Origin of the sequence: Thalassospira permensis NBRC 106175 (assembly GCF_000714555.1) — a bacterium.
In the GTDB taxonomy this organism is placed as follows: domain Bacteria; phylum Pseudomonadota; class Alphaproteobacteria; order Rhodospirillales; family Thalassospiraceae; genus Thalassospira; species Thalassospira xiamenensis.
On sequence record NZ_AUNC01000001.1, the window covers coordinates 203,386 to 221,897 of the forward strand.

An 18,512-nucleotide genomic window follows, 5' to 3' on the forward strand; every position below is an offset into this window, starting at 1 on the left:
GTCTTGGCTGGGGCGGTAGGATTCGAACCTACGGTACACGATACCAAAAACCGATGCCTTACCACTTGGCCACGCCCCATCAGCGTGTGTGGCGCGGAAAATAGCGTTCCCCGCGCCGGAGTGCAACCCTCTATTTGAACCTTTTTTTGCCGGGGATTTAGGCCGGGAAGGATGCGCCGATCTGCGCGCGGGCGCGATCCTGCATTGTTTGAATTCCGGTGGCCTGTACCCACCAGTCGGGCTGGCTTTCGGCAATCGCGTTTGCGGCACGTTCCGCCTGATTTTCGGTGTCGTAAATCGCAAGGCAGGTCGCCCCGCTGCCCGACATGCGCGCAAGTAAACAGCCGTCTTCGCGGGCCAGCGCATTCAGTACGTCACAGATTTCGGGCAAAATGCCCGATGCCGGAAGGGTGAGGTCGTTGCGGCAGTCCTGAAGGGCGGCGGCAAGGGTGGCGGCACTTTGAAACCGTGCCGTGCGATCCCACAGGTTTTCATCAGTAAAACCGGCATCGCGCGCGGCAAAGATTTCGGGTGTTGAAACCGCCTTGCCCGGATTGACCAGCACCAGTGACAGGCTGGGCAATTCCGGCAGATCAATCAGTTTTTCGCCGATCCCCTGCATCAGGACGGTCTTGCCATGCAGGCACACCGGCACATCGGCCCCGAGTTTAAGGGCGAGTTTTTCAAGTTCCGGGGTCGGGATATCAAGCTGCCACACCCGGCAGAGTACCCGAAGGGTGGCGGCCGCATCGGCCGATCCGCCGCCGATGCCCGATGCGACGGGCAGGTTTTTTTCAAGCGTGAGGTCAGCGCCCTGTGTCACATTCGCCTCCGCCCGGAGCAGGCGGGCGGCACGCAGGATCAGGTTGTCTTCGATATTGCCATGGCCAAGATCACCCGCCATCGGGCCGGTGATCGCAAGGGTCAGTTCGGCATCATCGCGTGCGGTTGCGGTAATCACATCGCCGCAATCGGCAAAGCAGACGAGGCTATCAAGCAGATGATAGCCGTCATCGCGCCTGCCGGTGACATGCAGGAACAGGTTGAGCTTGGCCGGGGCCGGTTCGGTATGGGTCGAAGACATGATGCGGATGCCCTTTATCCCCGATCAATCAGTTTGCGGCAACGTCACCGGCATGGGGTGTTTTGCCGTCAAGCTTGGCCTCGACATCGGCGCGCAGTTCGTCGGTCGGGTTGAACGAGAGCGCACGGTGCCACTGGAAGCGGGCCTCGTGGAAGCGGCCGATCTGCCAGTAGGCATCGCCGAGATGATCATTGATGGTCGGATCATCGGGTTTGAGTTCAACCGCCTTTTCGAGTTGCTCGACCGCATCATCATAACGGCCGAGCTTGTAATAGACCCAGCCAAGGCTATCGATGATGTAACCGTCATCAGGTTGCAGTTCGACGGCACGTTTGAGCATGTTTTCGGCCTGATCGAAGTTTTTGCCCATATCGACCCAGCTATAGCCAAGATAGTTCATGACATAGGGCTGATCGGGTTCAAGTTCGAGCGCCTTGAGGAAGTCGGCCTCGGCCTTTGGCCAGTTTCCGGCGCGTTCATAGGCAATGCCGCGCCGATAGAGCAGACGCCAGCCGACAGCATCCGTGCCGCCCAGACGTTCAATCGCCCGGTCATAGGCATTGGCCGCCCCGGCAAAGTCCTGATCGATGCGCAGGATATCGCCAAGCTGGATCAGGGCATCGGGGCGGTCGCTGCGTTCATTGACCATGGTTTCGAGCAGGGCAATCGCATCGTCGGTCTTGCCAAGCTGTTCATAGCTTGACGCGGCGCGCAGGCGCGCGTTCCAGCTATGCGGGGAGTCTTTGGGGATAGATTCATACACAATGACGGCTGCGTCAAAGCGTTCCTGGATTTCCATGATCTCGCCGACCAGAAGGCGGGTGATGTCATCACCGGGACGCAGTGACAGCGAATAGCGCGCCATGAGCAAGGCCGGATCAACCGCGTTTTCCTGGCTAAGCAGGGTCGCGATATCAAGATAGGCCTCGGCCAGACCCGATGCCGGGGTCAGGATGACGCTGGTGGGGGGCTCCCCCTTTGCCAGACGGTCAAGGTGATAGGGCATCGCAAGGGATTGCGGGTGGCGGTCCATATAGCTTTCATACAGAAGCGAAGCCTTTTGCGTCTGGCCTTTGCGTTCATAGACCGACCCCAATGCTTCGGCCGCGCGCAGCGGCGCATCGGCCGGATCGCCATAGGCGCTGGCAAGGGCGACTTCGGCGGCGTTCAGGTCATCGAAATAGGCCAGAATCAGACCGCGATGATATTCCGACAGCGGATTGAGCGAGCCGTTGCCCTGCAATTCGTCAAGGGCGGCCATGGCGTTTTGCGGCTGATCAAGGCCGGTATAGATCCATGCCTTGGCCAGCGGCACGATCAGGGCGGTGATCCCGCGTTGCGGCAGGGTCGATACGGCATCAAGGGCGGCCTGATAATCCTGATCGCGGATTTCGGCATCCATCACCGTCATGATGGCAAACAGGTCTTCGGGATTTTCATCGACGAGCACGCGCGCAACCGGTTCGGCATCGGCAATGCGGCCTTCGGCGATCAGGGCCAGAAAGGCGCGGCGGCGCAAATCATCATTTTCCGGGTCGATTTCATGGGCGCGCAACAGATAGCGCGCGGCATAATCGGTGCGGTTTTCGATCTGGGCGGCCTTGCCGGCAAGGAAATTGCCCGAGAAGCTGTTGCTTTGCGGATATTCGAACTTGGCACGATCAGCGGACTGCGACATGGTGCCGCAGGCCGAAAGGGCAAGAGCCGTCATCGGAATGACGATGTTTAACAGATGGCGTTTCAAAAACTTGTCCTGCGTCTGCAATTCCCAACCGGCCGCATTTTCTGCGCTCAATGCGGGCCACTAACTTTTATGGAGCTAACCCTAACCAGTCGGCAAATATAAGGCAAAGCATTTGCCATTTGGCTTGGTATCTACCGGGCGCAGCATATGTGATTGTACGGCAACTTCCCACAGGTGGTTGCGCAAAGCCAAAAACGTTCCCGTGATGAGGATATCGCTAGCAGTAAAGCGGGCGTTTGGCGGGAACATCAAGCTGGGGCACGATGATGTCACGCGCCTGTTTGGCAAAATGTGATTTCTGACCGACCGGGGCGACATATTCCAGAATGGACATTGCCCTGTCGGTGCCAAGCGCACGTGCGAGAACCCACCCCGCCAGATAGTGCGATGACAGGCAGCCGCCACTGGTGACGATATTGCCCTGTGCGACCAGCGGGCGGTCTTCAAGCACGGTATCGGTGCGCACCAGAAGGGATCGGGTTTTGGTATCGGTCGTGATGGTCGCGGGCAGAAGGCCCAGTTTGTGCAGGAACAGCACACCCGAACATTGCGCGCCGATCATCTGGCGCGACGGATCAAGTTGGATTTGCGCCATCAGATCGGGATCATTGATATGATCGCGGGTGTGGATACCACTGCCAAACAGGACGACATCGGCCGTCGCGGTGAAGGATAACGGTTCCTGTATCCTGACTTCGACCCCGTTCATCGAGGTTACGGATGGGCCCGGCCCGGTAATGACGGCACGCAGGCCATTGCCCCTGGCCCGGTTCAGGATCGAGAGCGCGACAAAGCTGTCGATCTCGTTAAAACCATCAAGCGTTACAATCGCGATTTCCATCACACATCCATCGCCAGTCAAAAAAGGGCGGACATTGAACGCGCAGATTGGAGATTAGACAAGAAAAATGCGAGATTTCGGTCAGAAAATCATGCAGAAAATCATGCGGAAAGGCATTCCTCGACCAGTGATATCCAGTAACTGACACCATAGGGGATGGCAGCGTCATTGAAATCATAGGCGGCGTTATGCAAAAGGCAGTTGCCGTCGGTCGGGCCATTGCCAAGCCAGACATAGCTTCCGGGTTTGGCATTGAGCATGAAGGCGAAATCCTCGCTCGCCATCGAGGGTTCGGGGTTCTGGTCGATCTGATCGGCCCCGACGACGCGTGATGCGGCGGTAAAGGCGATGGCGGTTTCGGCTTCGCTGTTGATCGTGGCGGGGTAGCGGCGCTGATACATCACGCGTGCGGTGCAATCAAATGCGCGCGCGGTGGCATCGGCCACGGTTTTAAGGCGGTCTTCGACCAGATCCTGAATGTCGGGTGCGAAGGTGCGCACCGTGCCGCGGATGGTGGCGGTGTCGGGGATGACGTTCCATGTGTCGCCCGCAAAAATCTGGGTCGGCGAGATCACCGCACTTTGCAGCGGATTGACATTGCGCGCGGTAATGGTTTGCAGGGCCAGCAGTACCTGACCGGCAGCGGTAATCGGATCGCGGCCCAGATGGGGCATGGCGGCATGGCAGCCGCGGCCATCCACAATGATTTCAAAAATATCGTAGCTGGCCATCATCGGGCCTGGCTTCATCGCCATCGTGCCGACATCGCGGCCGGGCCAGTTATGCATGCCGTAAACCGCATCGGCCGGGTGGCTGTCAAACAGGCCTTCTTCGACCATTTCGCGCCCGCCGCCTTCGTTTTCTTCGGCAGGCTGAAAGATGAAATCGACCGTGCCGGTGAAATCGGGATTTTCGGCGAGGATTTTGGCAGCCCCCAGCAGCATCGTCATATGGCCATCATGGCCACAGGCATGCATTTTGCCCGGATGTTTCGAGGCATAGGGCAGATTGGTGGTTTCGTGGATATCAAGCGCATCCATGTCGGCGCGAAGGCCGATGCGTTTACCTGAACCCTTTTTGCCGTGAAGGGTGGCGACAACGCCGGTTCTGGCGATGCCGGTTTTGACATCGAGCCCGAAGGATTGAAGCTTTTGCGCGATAAAGGCGCTGGTCAGCTTTTCCTCGAACGCGGTTTCGGGATGGGCATGCAGATGGTGTCGCCATTGGGTGAATTCATCAACGAGTTCGGTGGCGCGAGGATGAAGGGAGGATTGGGTGACAGTCATCTGCATACTCTGTTGCGTGTCATAAAGAACGGGGGCGTGATGGCCCCCGTTTATATGGTGTTGGATCAGACGCCTTGCAGGCGGAGGATCAGTTCGGCAACCAGAACCGACCCGGCATAGGTGCCAAGGAAGACAAGGCAGGCAACCAGTGCCAGTTTCCAGCCGGAATGTTTGGCGACTTCAATTTCCTTTTTGGCAATCGCAAAACCGGCATAGGCAAGGGCCGGGGTGGCAAGGGCCAGGAAATTGACCGATTTGGCCTGTGCGACGATCCATTCCGACCCCGGGGTCCAGGGCAGGGTTGCAAGAATACCGACCAGCGAAATCCATGCGACACTTGGCAGATAGAACGGTGCAAAGCGGGTCAGAAGCAGGCCGACCATGGTGATCAGATAGATCACCACCATGCCGACAAAGCCATCGGCAAGCGGAATGGCCGGGCCGACCGTATTCATCACCAGCCCGACAAGGCAGACGATGACAAGGGTGACGGCGTGATCTGTCAGATCAATGTTCGGACGGGTACGTTCCATTGCAATTGCGTTCTCGGACATGATCAGGCCTCCTTCTTGTTTGCGGTGGCGATATCGTTTTTGCCAGCCGTCGCGTTATAGAGTTTTTCAACAATCGGAAGGGCGATGAACAGGCCGGCATAAAGCCCGGTCGCATAGGTCAGCAGGTTGCTGGCCCCGGCAAGGGCAAGGATTTCGTCCTTCATGGACGGAATGACTTCGGTCAGCGCGCCTGTGCAGGCCGCCATCATCGAGCCACTGCCGATGCCACATGCCATGGCAAGGGCGCGCGGATCAAAGATGTCCGCACTGGCGAAAAGGGACGCCAGAATGGCAAAGATGAAGGTCCCGAACAGGGTGCCGATCACGTAAACGCCCATCACACCCGTGCCCTCGGGGCTTTTGAGGGTATAGCGGTCAGCGATGATCGCAAGGTTGGGTTCACGTGCAATCGAGAAGGTCGCACCAATCGCCTCGCGGCCCATTTTCAGGCCCCAGACCGCCAGCGGGAAGGCCAGAACGATGGTGCCAAGGTTGCCCAGTTCCTGCAACAGAAGGGCCGGACCGGCATCGATGATGGTATTGATTGCCGGGCCGATGGTGGTGCCGAATTTCGCAATAAACGGCATGATCGCAATTACGATCAGCGGCGATGCGGCCTTGACTTCCTTCTGGCGGATGAATTTCCCGAATTTCGGCATGATATTGGGGTTCATCAATGCCGCCATGACGAAGGCGTAAAGCAGCGGCAGCAGCAAAATCGCGCCGATGCCAAATGGAATTTTCTGAATGCCGATCAGTTCGGCGATGGCGCCGAGTACGATAACGGCGAGGTGGAGCCGCCAGAGCTCCAATTGTCCCCGAAGCGCGTTCATTTCCCAGTCTCCTTGACGTGGCGTGTTCGACGCAACCATGGCCACGGTCAAAAAAGGCCAGAACTGTTGCATCATCCCTGCGGTATCCCGGCATTGGCAGATTTCACAATTCTGCCATTTTTGGCGCCGGGGATTTTGTCCGACAATGAAAACTCGACCGGGGTGGAGCAAGTGCCATTTTGGGATGCTTGTGTTGCCAGAACGGCAACAGGTGCCTTGATGCTATGCGTGTTCTTCGGGATACCAGGCGGAGCCGAAGGCTTCCATCCGGTCGCGGATCATGCCGGTAACCGCCCGAACAGCGGCGGTTTTCGGGCGTCCCTTGCGCACCAGAAGATGGGATGGAACACGGGCGAGAAAAGGGTCGGTCATCGGGATCGCGACCACCTCGCCCCTGCGTAATTGTCGCGATACGGCAAAGGCCGGAAGAAAGGTGATGCCGCCGCCTGACAGCACGAAATGCACCGCGACATTGATCGAATCGGCGGTCAGGAACGCATCGCGTGCCAGCCGGTTGCCGTGATCGACATTGGCCAGAAGTTTGGCAACGCCAAAATGCGGGTTAAGCAAGGCCGCCGGGTAATTCAGCGTATCGGAAAGCGTGCAGCTTTCCTTTTTCGCCAGATCAAATCCCGGCGGGACAAGGGCGCAAAGCGGTGCGTGATCCTCGGCCAGCAGTTCCAGATCGGGATTACGCGGCGGGTTGAAAACAAGCCCCATATCGTAATCATCACGCAGGATGCCGTGGGTGATTTTTTCGGTGCCCGCGACATCGATTTCAAGGCGGATATCGGGGAATTCATCGCGAAGCGGGCGGACAACGTGATTGACCAGATCGACCACAAATCCCTCGCCGGTCGCAATGCGGACGGTTCCGGCGATGGCACCGCGCGCAGCCGCCAGATCGACCGAAAAGGCTTCGTCCATTTCAAAGCGGCGTCTGGCATGGGCAGCGACCATATGGCCCGATTCCGTGAAAATGATGCCGCGTTTGGTGCGTTCCATCAGAAGCGTTTCAAGATGGGCTTCGAGGGATGCGATCTGGCGGCTGATCGCGGATGGGGCGATGCGCAGATTTTCGGCCGCGGTTCGGATGGATCCGGCCTCGAACACGGCAAGGAAATAACGCAGCGGCTTGTCGTCGATCTTCATGATGTTACTGCATGACAATGGTGGTCGATGTTTCGGGCGGTGTGCCTGATCACCTAATCAGACCACATGTGTTGCTGTTTCGGCAACAACATGTTCCGGCAATTGATCTTGAGTTCGCCGGGTATCCACCGGAAAGTTCGGGGGCAAAATCAAAAAATCACATCGGACCGCATCGGTGCCGTGACGGGAAGGCGCGTGCCTTGACCGGCTGTGCCCGGCTGTCTGAAAGCAAAGAGGCAAATATCGTGAGTAATCCAGAAACCGGCACCACTGGTGTCGTTGGTCTTGGCAATATGGGGTTGGGCATGGCGCGCACCCTGTTGCGGGATGGTTTTTCGGTCATCGGGTTTGATGTTTCGATGGAATGCCAAGCCAAGGCCGCCGCATCGGGGGTGACGATTGTCGCCGGACTGTCCGAATTGTTTGAGGCGTGCCCGACGATCATCCTGTCATTGCCGACGGCAAACCATGTGCGCAAGGTTCTTGGCGGTGATGAGGGCCTTGGCGGACGCGATATCGATCCGCGATTGGTGATTGATACCACCACGTCCGAGCCCGATGTGACCCGCGAACTTGATGCGGTGCTGCGCATGCAGGGGCATATCCTGATTGATGCGCCGGTCAGCGGCGGCCCGGCCGGTGCCAATAGCGGCAATCTGACCATGATGGTTGGCGGCGGGGATGCCGATGTGGCGCGTGCGATGCCGGTTCTGAATTCACTGGGCGGGAAGATCACCCATGTCGGGCCGGTCGGTGCGGGTCATGCTGTCAAGATCGTCAATAACATGCTGGTGGCAAGCCACCTTCTGACCATGAGCGAGGCGGTGCGGCTTGGCAATGCGGCGGGGGTAACCACCGAAAACCTGATTGCGGCGCTGAATGCCGGATCGGGGCGCAGTGCGATCAGCGAGGTCAATTATCCGAAATGGGTGATGAACGGGGCCTTTGACAGCGGCTTTACCATGGGATTGATGCGAAAGGACGTGCGTCTTGCCATGGCGTTGGCCAAGGACAAGAAGGTTGCGATGCCGGTTTCGGAACTGGCGGGGCAGATCTGGGCGGCGAGCGAGGAATTGCTGTCTGACAATGCCGATTTCAACCGTATCACCGAATGCGACCCGACCCACAAAGGAGCCAAATCATGAGCAGCGATAGCAAAATGATGGCGCGTGACTATCACAAGGCGATGGCGCCGTTTTTTGGCAGTGATGAGATCGGAAGCTGGGTCAATGGGGCGATGATGCCCGGACGCGGTGATATGTTCGACCTGATCGATCCGGCGACCGGCAAGGCGTTTTTGACGCTTAAGGATGCCGGGGCGGAGGTTGTCGATGCGGCAATGCAGGCGGCCAGTGCCGGGCAGAAAGTCTGGTGGGGTATGACGGCAGCCGAACGTGGCCGGATCATGTGGCGGATCGGGCAGCAGGTGCGTGATCACCTTGATCAGTTGGCGTTGCTGGAAACCGTGAGCGCGGGCAAGCCGATCCGCGATACAAAGGTCGAGGTGCTTAAAGTCGCCGAGATGTTTGAATATTACGCCGGTTGGGCCGACAAGCTGCATGGTGATGTCATTCCGGTGCCGACCAGCCATCTGAACTATACCCGGCCCGAGCCGTATGGCGTGGTAACACAGATTACGCCGTGGAATGCACCGATCTTTACCGCCGGATGGCAGTTGGCCCCGGCCCTTTGTACCGGCAATGCGGCGGTTCTGAAACCATCGGAAATGACGCCTTTGACCTCGCTAGCACTTGGGGTTTTATCCAAGAAGGCCGGATTGCCCGATGGGGTGATTACGGTTCTGACCGGGCTTGGCACCACGACCGGGGTGGCGGCGACCACCCATGACGTGACGCGCAAGGTTGTTTTCGTTGGATCGCCGCGCACAGGGGCGATTATTGCGTCCCAAGCCGCACAGAATATCGTGCCCTGCGTGCTGGAGCTTGGCGGGAAATCGGCCAATATCGTGTTTGGCGATGCCGATCTTAAACGGGCGGTGCTGGGCGCGCAGGCCGCAATATTCAGCGGGGCGGGGCAAAGCTGTGTCGCGGGATCGCGGTTGCTGGTGCAGCGCAATGTGGTTGACCGTTTCCTTGATATGCTGGTCGATGGGGCCAATCGCATTCCGGTCGGTGATCCGATGGATAGCGCAACCCAGATCGGCCCGATCAACAATGACGCGCAATATCAGACGGTGCGCCGGTTGGTGGCAGCAGGCCAGAAAGAAGGTGCGGAATTGCTGGCCGGGGGTATCCGCCCGGAAGGGGCCGCGTGTCAGGAGGGTTATTTCCTGCGTCCGACGGTGTTGGGCAATGTGCGCAATGAGATGGCGATTGCGCGCGAGGAAATCTTTGGCCCGGTGGTTTCCGTCATCCCGTTCGAGGATGAAGCCGAGGCGGTTGCGATTGCCAATGACAGCAAGTTTGGTCTGGCCGGGGCGGTGTGGACGCAATCGGTGGATCGGGCGCACCGGGTGGCGGCGAATGTCCGTGCCGGGACGTTCTGGATCAACAGTTACAAGACGATCAATGTCATGTCGCCGTTTGGCGGATTTGGCGCCAGTGGCTATGGAAGGTCGAGCGGCAAGGAAGGGTTGATGGAATATATGCAGCCCAAAAGTGTCTGGACCGAAACGGCGGCCAATCCGCCGGCCGCATTCGGATATGCGCCGGAATAGGCGCATATCGATCATCAGGATCACGAAAAAGGGCCGCATGACGCGGCCCTTTTTCAAGCATTACATATTGGGATAGTTCGGGCCGCCGCCCCCTTCGGGTACGACCCAGACGATGTTCTGGGTCGGGTCCTTGATGTCACACGTCTTGCAATGCACGCAGTTCTGCGCGTTGATTTGCAGACGTTTGCCGCCTTTGTCCTCGTCCGCGACAAATTCGTAAACGCCAGCCGGGCAGAAGCGGGCTTCGGGCCCGTCATAGACCGCAAGGTTGACGTTCACTGGCACGCTGGCATCCTTGAGCGTCAGGTGGATCGGCTGATCTTCTTCGTGGTTGGTGTTTGACAGGAACACCGAAGACAGTTTGTCGAAGCTGACCACGCCATCCGGTTTCGGATAGTCGATTTTCGGCATGTCGGCCGCCGGTTTCAGGCAGGCATGGTCCGCATGGTTCTTGAAGGTCCAGGGGGCCTTGCCGCCCAACAGATAGGTATCGACCGCACTATAGGCCATGCCGCCCCAGAAGCCCCATTTGGCGAAGCTTGGGCGGATGTTGCGGACCTTGTGCAGTTCGGGATAGACCCAGCTGTTTTTAAGCTTTTCCGGGTAGCTTTCCATCGAGGCGGGTGGTGTTTCGGCAGTTAGTGCCTCGAACGCGGCCTCGGCGGCGAGCATGCCGGTCTTCATCGCGGTGTGCGATCCCTTGATTTTCGGGACATTCATGAAACCGGCCGAACAGCCGATCAGACAGCCACCGGGGAAGACCAGATCGGGGATCGATTGAAAACCGCCTTCGTTCAGCGCACGTGCGCCGTAAGAAATGCGGCGGCCCTTTTCGAAAATCTTGCGGACTTTCGGATGGGTTTTGAACCGCTGGAACTCGTCAAACGGGCTGAGATGCGGGTTTTCGTAATCAAGCCCGATCACGAAGCCGACCACCACCTGATTGTTATCAAGGTGATACAGGAACGACCCGCCATAGGTGTTTTTATCAAGCGGCCAGCCGGTGGTGTGGGTGATTTTGCCTTCTTCGTGAACTTCGGGATCAACTTCCCACAGTTCCTTGATGCCGATGCCATAGGTTTGCGGATCGGAATTTTTGCGCAGATCAAACTTTTTGATCAGCTGTTCGGACAGCGATCCACGGCAACCTTCGGCAAAGAAGGTGTATTTCGCATGCAGTTCCATGCCCGGTTCGTGGTTCGGGCCGGGCGTGCCATCGCGCTGGATGCCCATATCGCCGGTCGCGATCCCCTTGACCGAACCGTCCTCGTTAAACAGGACTTCGGCGGCGGCAAAGCCGGGATAAACTTCGATCCCCATGGCTTCGGCCTGTTCGCCAAGCCAGCGACACACATTGCCGAGGCTGACGATATAGTTGCCCTTGTTATGCATCTGGGGCGGGGTGGGGAGCTTGATACCGCCGGTTTCGCTCAGCATCAGGAACTCGTCCTTGCCAGCGGGGACATTCAGCGGTGCGCCGCGTTCTTTCCAGTCGGGGAAAAGTTCGTTCATCGAACGCGGTTCCATCACCGCACCCGAAAGCGTATGCGCGCCGACCTCGGAACCTTTTTCCACCACACATACGGTGATTTCTTTTTCATGTTCCTGGGCGAGTTGCATCAGTCGAATGGCAGCCGACAGACCGGATACACCGGCACCGACGACAACCACGTCAAATTCCATGGATTCGCGTTCCATATGGCCTCTCTCCTTTGGCTGCCGACCGTTTCGGACTGTTTTCGTCCGTATGGGTCACAAGCCGGTATTCACCGATCAGAGTCTCGCCCAAGCCCTGATTTCTCACATTCATTGTTTAATCGGTATAGGTGTACCGATTTGAGTCACGTTTGTATATGGTGCAAGTGATCCAAAATCGTTAAAGTCGATTGAAATCCATGCGCCATTCCAAAGAATGCGCCGCAACATACACCGTTCCTGTGTAGATGAGCAAACCAATTACAGATTTTGATGTAAATAACCTGGACCCGCTGCAGGCATTGATCTGGCAGTTTGAAATGGGCGCGGACGAGGCGATTGCCGACGAGCCGCTGGACCGTTTCAAGGCATCCGAAAGCCTGAGCCGACAGGCAGCAGGCCAGCCCGGCCGTGCTTCATTGCCGCCCAATGGTGGCGCGGCTGCCCGCCCGGCGATGCCACGGCCCGCCGGTGGTGCAACCCCGATGACCCCACCGCCGCCCATGCCACCGGGGGCGGGGTTCCTGTTATCCGATACGCCACACGAAGCCCGGCAATCGGCCCGTGACCTTGCCGCGGCGGCAACAAATCTGGCCGATCTTAAGGAAGCGGTCGAAAAGTTCGAAGGCTGCGCACTTAAGAAATCGGCCAGCAATACCGTCTTTGGCGTGGGGAACCCCGAAGCACGTTTGGTGCTGGTCGGTGAGGCACCGGGTGCGGAAGAGGACCGGCAGGGCGAACCCTTTGTCGGACCGAGCGGCAAGTTGCTTGATGCGATGTTGCGATCCATCGGCTTTGCGCGCGAGGAAGTCTATATCACCAATATCCTGCCCTGGCGTCCGCCGGGAAACCGGCAGCCGACCACCGCCGAAATCGCGGTGTGCGAACCATTTGTCCGCCGTCATCTTGAACTGATCGGGCCAAAGGTTGTTATCTGCCTTGGCGGCAGTGCGGCCAAGACCCTGATGGAAGAAGACCGCGGCATCACCCGGTTGCGCGGTACGTGGAAAGAAATTCCGCTGGGGGCTGCCAGTGTTGCCGATGTGACGGCGATGTTCCACCCGGCCTATCTGCTTCGGACACCGGAACAGAAACGGATGGCGTGGCGCGATTTGCGGGCCGTGGCGCAGAAATTGTCGTAAATTACCTTACGAAACGCACGATGCATGGCCGATATGCAGCGGGCAGGCAATGTACGGCCACCCCCGCCAAGTGGTTGATTTCGGAGAAATCATTTCGCGGCACCGGCTTTTGCTGGTATATATCTCTGCCAAATGCGGGGGGACACCGCACTCTACAGGTTGCGACGAGAAACTGCTTCGGGATACAAACACGGCTTTGCCGGAGTCTCGTAGGGGAAAGACTGGTTTTGATCGAAGCACTACAAACAAGGCTGCCGCGTGCCATATCGGCATTTCGGCGCACCGTTTTCATTACCGCACTGGGTGCCATTGCATTGGCGCTGCCTGTAACGGACGCCCAGGCGACCAAGGAACAGGCCGCCCTTAGTGCGCCTGCGGCCAGTGATGATGCGGGCTCGGTCAAAACACCGACTGTGCTGTCCAAGCGTGATGCGGAACTTTACGAACAGATTTTTGCCGTGCAGGAGCAGGGCCGCTGGAAAGATGCGGACAACCTGATTTCGCGTCTGTCCGATGACCTGCTGATGGGGCATGTCCAAGCACAGCGCTATCTGCATCCGACGGCGTATCGGTCGCGCTACAAGGAACTCAAGGATTGGCTGGCACTTTATGCCGATCTGCCCGAAGCGCCGACCATCTACAAACTGGCGTTGCAGCGCCGTGGCAATGCCACCTATCCGAAGAAACCGGTTGGCGGGTATGTCAACGGTGCCGGATATGATTACGAAGATATCCGTCCCTATTACCACAAATCGACCAAAAGCCTTTCATCGGCACAGCGTTCGCGCGCTTCGGTTCTGAAACGCCGCATTCGCCAGCGGATCGGCGGCGGTTGGCCTACCGGCGCGCTTGAGGTGCTTGAGGCACTGGAAACCAAGCGTTTGTTTGATGCCTATGAGCAGGACGAAGCGCGGACGTCGATTGCATCGGGATATTATTATTTTGGCAAGCCCGATCTGGCTTTGCGCCATGCCGCGGAAGCCGCAAAGCGGTCGGGCAAATACCTGCCGCAGGCGCATTGGACGGCGGGCCTGACGGCGTGGCGGCTGGGCAAGATGGATCAGGCGCATGACCATTTTGTGGCCCTGACCAAGAACGACTATGCGTCAAGCTGGACGCGGTCGGCCGGGGCGTTCTGGGCCGCAAGGATTGATCTGGCGGCGGGACGTTTTGTTGAAGCCGACAAGATGTTGCAGAAGGCCGCGGAATATCCGCGGTCGTTTTATGGGCTTCTGGCGTTGCGGTCGCTTGGCCGGGATGACGTTTTTGACTGGGACAGTCTGGCGCTTGATGAAAATCGCGCCAACAAGCTGAAGCTTGATCCGCATGGCCGTCGTGCCCTTGCCCTGATCCAGATCGACAGGCGTGAAGAGGCCGAACAGGAATTGCGCAAGGCCGCAGCCAGCGACGATGCCAAGCTGCGCCGTGCGGCCCTGGCGCTTGCCGATAGTGCAAATTTTGCGTCGCTGACCATGCGGCTTGGCGGTTATATCGCGCAGAAAACCGGCGAGGTCATCGTCAATGCGCTTTATCCGGTTCCGCCATGGGCGCCGCAAGGCGGTTATGAAGTCGACCGGGCGCTGATTTATGCGTTGATGCGTCAGGAATCCGGCTTCAATGCCGAGGCGCGGAGCCACGCCGGGGCGCGTGGTTTGATGCAGCTGATGCCCGCAACCGCAAGCTATATCGGCAATACCCGTTATCGCGGTGAAAAGCGTGCAGAACTGTACGAGCCGGAAGTCAACCTGTCGCTGGGTCAGAAATATGTCGATCATCTTCTGGGGCAGAACGGGGTCGATAACGGCTTCTTGCAGTTGATGGCGGCTTATAATGGCGGGATCGGCAATCTGGGGCGCTGGCAGAAGGCGCTGAAGGATAACGAAGATCCGCTTTATTTCATCGAAAGCATTCCGTCGCGTGAAACGCGCCTGTTTATCGAGCGTGTGATGGCGAACCTTTGGATGTATCGGTCGCGTCTGGGGCAGGACAGCCCGTCGCTTGATCGTCTTGCCGCGGGGCAGTGGCCGGTTTACCAGTCGCAGGACCTTGGTGCTGGTGATGACGGCCTGACCGCCGAACGCTGATCGGGATTGATGACCGCAGACAATAATCGCAATGGTGAACCGGCATCTGATCGTCGTGATCAGGGAACGGTTCTGGACCGGATGCAGATGCCACCGATGAGTGGCGATGAGGCGCTTCGCCGGTTCCACAAAGACCGCGAAGCAGGCGGCCATAAATCACAGAGCGATGAAACCACGGAACTTGCCAAACTGCATCCGGTGATGCGATTTGCGGCGGTCGCGAGCACTTTTGTCCTGATTGTCGCGGTTTTGCTGGGTGTGCTGTATCTGATTGGTTCCTAGGGGACGGTGCAGTCTGTAGCGTGTCGTCGGACCACATAAAAAAACGGGCACAGATGACTGCGCCCGTTTTTTGTTGTCCGAAGATCAGACCGGGTTACAGCGACTGGCAGAACTTTTCGAAATCCTGCACGGTTGCATATGATTTCTGGGTACCCGGACGGGTGATGCTGTCAGCCGCATACCGCACGGCCATTTCAAGGGCGGCTTTGACGTCACGGTTTTCGGCATAGTAGCGCGCAAAGCTGCCGATAAAAGCATCGCCAGCACCGGTCGTATCAACCGGTTTGACCGATACAGGATCAATATGGACTGCCGCATCGTTCCCATTGATCAGAAGCGCGCCATCGCCGCCCAGTGTCACAATTACGGTTTTGACACCACGGGCGATCAGGCTTCTTGCGGCGGCTTCGGCATCGGCCAGTGAATTCACGGCCATACCCGAAATCGTCGCAAGTTCCGTCTGGTTCGGGACGAGGAAGGTGGCCTTTTCGATTTTGGTGCTGTCGAGGTCAGCCGGGGCCGGGGCCGGATTAACCAGCGTTTCAATGCCATGTTCGGCACCAAAGGCGACGGTGTGATACACCGTTTCCAGCGGAATTTCGAGCTGCATCAAAATCAGGTCGCATTCCTTGAGCGCATCGGCAGCACGGTCGACATCAGCCGGGGACAGCTGTGCATTGGCCCCTTTGACAATCAGGATGCAGTTTTCGCCTGACGGTTCGACAAAGATCGGGGCGACGCCGCTTGAGGTGCCCGGTACCCGTTCGACAAAGCGGGTATCAATGCCCGATGTTTCGAAATTGCGGATGGTGTTATCGGCAAAGATATCGTCGCCGACCTTGGTGACCATCATGACATCGGCGCCAAGACGTGCAGCCGCAATGGCCTGATTGGCACCCTTGCCGCCACATCCCATTTCGAAACGTGGTGCTTCGATGGTTTCGCCGGGCAACGGCATACGATCCGTATAGGTGATCAGATCGACCATGTTGCTTCCGACAATGGCAATTTTGCCTGCCATATTCATTCTCCTGATTTACAGCGAACGGATCGCCTGTTCGGCCGTGTCACTTTCGGCCTGCGTCATATAGCCCAGCCTTACCGAGAAATTCCGGCTTTCGCCAGATCGCAGGGAAATGACATGTCCCTTGGCTTTTTCGGCGTTGAAGCCTTCGGGTTCGCAGGTTGATGGCAGGGCAAAGGCCGCGACCTTCTGATCCTGATTTGCCAGTATCCAGCGGACCGTTTTGGGAAAATCATTGGTGTTATAGGCAATGTGAAACGCATCGCCTTCGACGCGGCGCATCATACAGGCGGTGTTGCCATGCGCATCGGTTTTGGCGTTGCGGATGTAAAACACCTGTTCGGGATCATAGCGATGCGGTTCGTCGAGGGTTTCCATCGCCGCCGGATTTTGCGCCAGCGTTTCAAGAAACGCATCGTAATCCGGGTTGCGCGGCACATGGGCCGGGACTTCGGTGCGAACGATGGTGTCGGTGGGAGTGAAACCGGCGGGCTGGATGATTTGTGCGCCGTCACAGAACGCGAAATTGACGTGGCACATATACATCAGGTCCATTGCTGCACCCGACAGGTTTTCGACATTCATCTGAATATCGAAAAGCGTCGCATCCGGGCGCAGAACCACACGGGGTCGCGCCATGTAATGCGCCCCGAAGCCCATGACATATTCGCGGGTGCCACTGATCGCCATAAAGGCACCGTCGTCGTCATGGCCAAATTCAATGGCGGCACTGTCCATTTCGGCACAGGGCATTTCACCATGCAGCGGATGGGTATCGGTCGGACCGGGGCAGCCATTGGTCAGCAGCCCCGAATGGAACGCAAAACAGCCATAGGTTTCGACAATGACGTTGGCCGGGCGCGGCATGCTGAACATGTTTTCCATGGTCAGATCCACGCCATCAAAAACCGCATCCCAGATCATCTGCCCCATGAAGGGCAGAATGACCAGATAGCCGCGTTCGTTTTTCAGCCGGACGGCTTCGATGCCGGTTTCATATCGAAACAGGCTGGCCGACATGCCACCGTGCGATGCGATGACATGTTCGGCGTCGCCGAAGAAGGTTTTGCGCAGGTTAACCTTGGTTGACGCAGTCATGAAGTCACCTCGTTTAACGCGAACGGTTTTTATAGGCGTTGAGCGCAATCACCAGCAGAAGGAACACGCCCCAGATAAAATCGATCAGATGGTTGGAAAACCGCAGAATCTGGAAGCCGCTTGACAGCAGCATCAGGGCCGCAACCGCGATCGACACACCGAGCACCGTGCCACGGCCACCGGCCGGGTTGGTGCCGCCCAGAACCGCAATCAGAACCGCCTGAAGCAGATAGGATGTGCCGTAATCCGACTTTGCCGCATTGGTGCGCCCCGAAAGAATGATTCCGGCGATGGACGCCATCACCCCGGTCAGCATGTAGCTGAGCAGGACCATCTTTTCGCGTTTCAGACCGGCAAACAGGGCGGCCTTCGGGTTGGTACCGATCAGCATCAGATTGATGCCAAAGGTCGTGCGGCGCAACATGAAGGCGATCAGGCAGGCCAGAACCACGAACAGGACAAACGGCGTTGCCAGACCAAAGATCTTGCCATTGCCGATAAAGGCCCAGGCTTCGGGGAAGCCGACAATTGCCGGACCGCCGGTCATGACGATGGCAAGGCCGGTAAAGACCTGTCCGGTGCCAAGGGTGGCCAGAATGGGCGTGATTTTTAACCGGGTAATCAACAGACCGTTCAAAGCCCCGGCGACAAGCCCGGTGCCAAGGGCGACAACGCCACCCAGCAGAACAATGCCAAAACCGGTATCGGCAACACCGGCGTCGGTGGCGAATTTCTTGAACATCACCCCGGCAAAGATCCCCGACAGGTTGGCAATGCCGATCACCGAAAGGTCAATGCCGCCGGTCAGCATGGCAATCATCATCGCAATCGACAGAAGGCCGAGTTCCGGGAAGGTGTAGGTGATGGATTCAAAATTGTAATAGCGCAGGAATTTATCCGGGCTAAGGGCGGTCATGACAACAAAGATCAGGATCGTCATGGCGATCAGCTGAACGATATTGTTGTCCTTGTTCAGAAGGTTGCGGAAATCGAGTTCACGTTTCATATCGGCCCCC

At 57.9% G+C, this 18,512-nt stretch carries 16 protein-coding genes and 1 tRNA gene; 5 read left to right on the forward strand and 12 right to left on the reverse strand.

Annotation, left to right across the window (positions count from 1 at the left end; genetic code table 11):
* Window positions 1-4 precede the first annotated feature (4 nt).
* The 8 genes from SMB34_RS00800 to SMB34_RS00835 form a co-directional block, all read right to left on the reverse strand.
* Window positions 5-79: transfer RNA gene (locus tag SMB34_RS00800), tRNA-Gln, on the reverse strand.
* A 78-nt stretch (window positions 80-157) separates the two neighbouring features.
* Entirely contained in the window at window positions 158-1,084 is a 927-nt protein-coding gene (locus tag SMB34_RS00805) for a 4-(cytidine 5'-diphospho)-2-C-methyl-D-erythritol kinase (RefSeq protein WP_037987169.1), read from the reverse strand.
* A 28-nt stretch (window positions 1,085-1,112) separates the two neighbouring features.
* Window positions 1,113-2,879: a tetratricopeptide repeat protein gene (locus SMB34_RS00810; RefSeq protein WP_084716430.1), complete on the reverse strand. Its 1,767-nt coding sequence runs from the start codon at window positions 2,877-2,879 to the stop codon at window positions 1,113-1,115.
* 166 nt (window positions 2,880-3,045) lie between these two features.
* On the reverse strand, window positions 3,046-3,669 hold the full coding sequence (locus SMB34_RS00815) for a DJ-1/PfpI family protein (RefSeq protein WP_037987172.1): 624 nt from the start codon (window positions 3,667-3,669) through the stop codon (window positions 3,046-3,048).
* 101 nt (window positions 3,670-3,770) lie between these two features.
* Window positions 3,771-4,955: a M20 aminoacylase family protein gene (locus SMB34_RS00820; RefSeq protein WP_037987465.1), complete on the reverse strand. Its 1,185-nt coding sequence runs from the start codon at window positions 4,953-4,955 to the stop codon at window positions 3,771-3,773.
* 65 nt (window positions 4,956-5,020) lie between these two features.
* Window positions 5,021-5,509, reverse strand: coding sequence for a hypothetical protein (locus SMB34_RS00825; protein ID WP_007090247.1), 489 nt, complete (start codon window positions 5,507-5,509; stop codon window positions 5,021-5,023).
* Window positions 5,510-5,511: 2 nt separating this feature from the next.
* Window positions 5,512-6,342, reverse strand: a complete 831-nt coding sequence (locus tag SMB34_RS00830; protein ID WP_037987466.1) for a DUF3100 domain-containing protein — start codon at window positions 6,340-6,342, stop codon at window positions 5,512-5,514.
* A 222-nt stretch (window positions 6,343-6,564) separates the two neighbouring features.
* Window positions 6,565-7,494 (reverse strand): LysR family transcriptional regulator, encoded by a 930-nt coding sequence (locus tag SMB34_RS00835; protein ID WP_037987175.1) that lies wholly within the window; start codon window positions 7,492-7,494, stop codon window positions 6,565-6,567.
* Between the two features lie 245 nt (window positions 7,495-7,739).
* Here SMB34_RS00835 and SMB34_RS00840 point away from each other — a divergent pair, with 245 nt between their 5' ends.
* Together SMB34_RS00840 and SMB34_RS00845 are read left to right on the forward strand one after the other, a co-directional pair.
* Entirely contained in the window at window positions 7,740-8,639 is a 900-nt protein-coding gene (locus SMB34_RS00840) for an NAD(P)-dependent oxidoreductase (protein ID WP_037987467.1), read from the forward strand.
* Complete coding sequence (locus SMB34_RS00845; RefSeq protein ID WP_084716434.1) at window positions 8,636-10,171, forward strand: aldehyde dehydrogenase family protein; 1,536 nt, start codon at window positions 8,636-8,638, stop codon at window positions 10,169-10,171. The genes SMB34_RS00840 and SMB34_RS00845 overlap by 4 nt, the downstream gene beginning before the upstream one ends.
* Before the next feature lie 60 nt (window positions 10,172-10,231).
* Here SMB34_RS00845 and SMB34_RS00850 read toward each other — a convergent pair whose 3' ends face one another.
* Window positions 10,232-11,869 carry an electron transfer flavoprotein-ubiquinone oxidoreductase gene (locus SMB34_RS00850; RefSeq protein ID WP_037987179.1) on the reverse strand — a complete coding sequence of 546 codons (1,638 nt, stop codon included), beginning with the start codon at window positions 11,867-11,869 and terminating at the stop codon, window positions 10,232-10,234.
* A 245-nt stretch (window positions 11,870-12,114) separates the two neighbouring features.
* Here SMB34_RS00850 and SMB34_RS00855 point away from each other — a divergent pair, with 245 nt between their 5' ends.
* The 3 genes from SMB34_RS00855 to SMB34_RS00865 all read left to right on the forward strand — a co-directional run bounded on the left by SMB34_RS00855 (window position 12,115) and on the right by SMB34_RS00865 (window position 15,374).
* A complete protein-coding gene (locus SMB34_RS00855) occupies window positions 12,115-13,008 on the forward strand; it encodes a uracil-DNA glycosylase (RefSeq protein WP_037987181.1) in 894 nt (297 codons plus the stop codon).
* A gap of 227 nt (window positions 13,009-13,235) precedes the next feature.
* The gene (locus SMB34_RS00860) at window positions 13,236-15,092 is read left to right on the forward strand and encodes a lytic transglycosylase domain-containing protein (RefSeq protein ID WP_037987183.1); all 1,857 of its coding nucleotides are present in this window, start codon (window positions 13,236-13,238) and stop codon (window positions 15,090-15,092) included.
* Between the two features lie 9 nt (window positions 15,093-15,101).
* Complete coding sequence (locus tag SMB34_RS00865; protein WP_037987186.1) at window positions 15,102-15,374, forward strand: hypothetical protein; 273 nt, start codon at window positions 15,102-15,104, stop codon at window positions 15,372-15,374.
* 94 nt (window positions 15,375-15,468) lie between these two features.
* Here the strand turns inward: SMB34_RS00865 and rbsK are convergent, their stop codons facing one another.
* From rbsK to SMB34_RS00880, 3 genes are read right to left on the reverse strand one after another with little or no spacing between them, the layout of a single operon-like run.
* The gene (rbsK, locus tag SMB34_RS00870) at window positions 15,469-16,395 is read right to left on the reverse strand and encodes a ribokinase (RefSeq protein WP_007090238.1); all 927 of its coding nucleotides are present in this window, start codon (window positions 16,393-16,395) and stop codon (window positions 15,469-15,471) included.
* Window positions 16,396-16,410: 15 nt separating this feature from the next.
* Window positions 16,411-17,496 (reverse strand): aldose 1-epimerase family protein, encoded by a 1,086-nt coding sequence (locus SMB34_RS00875; protein ID WP_037987189.1) that lies wholly within the window; start codon window positions 17,494-17,496, stop codon window positions 16,411-16,413.
* A gap of 13 nt (window positions 17,497-17,509) precedes the next feature.
* Window positions 17,510-18,502 (reverse strand): ABC transporter permease, encoded by a 993-nt coding sequence (locus SMB34_RS00880; RefSeq protein ID WP_037987469.1) that lies wholly within the window; start codon window positions 18,500-18,502, stop codon window positions 17,510-17,512.
* Between the last annotated feature and the right edge of the window lie 10 nt (window positions 18,503-18,512).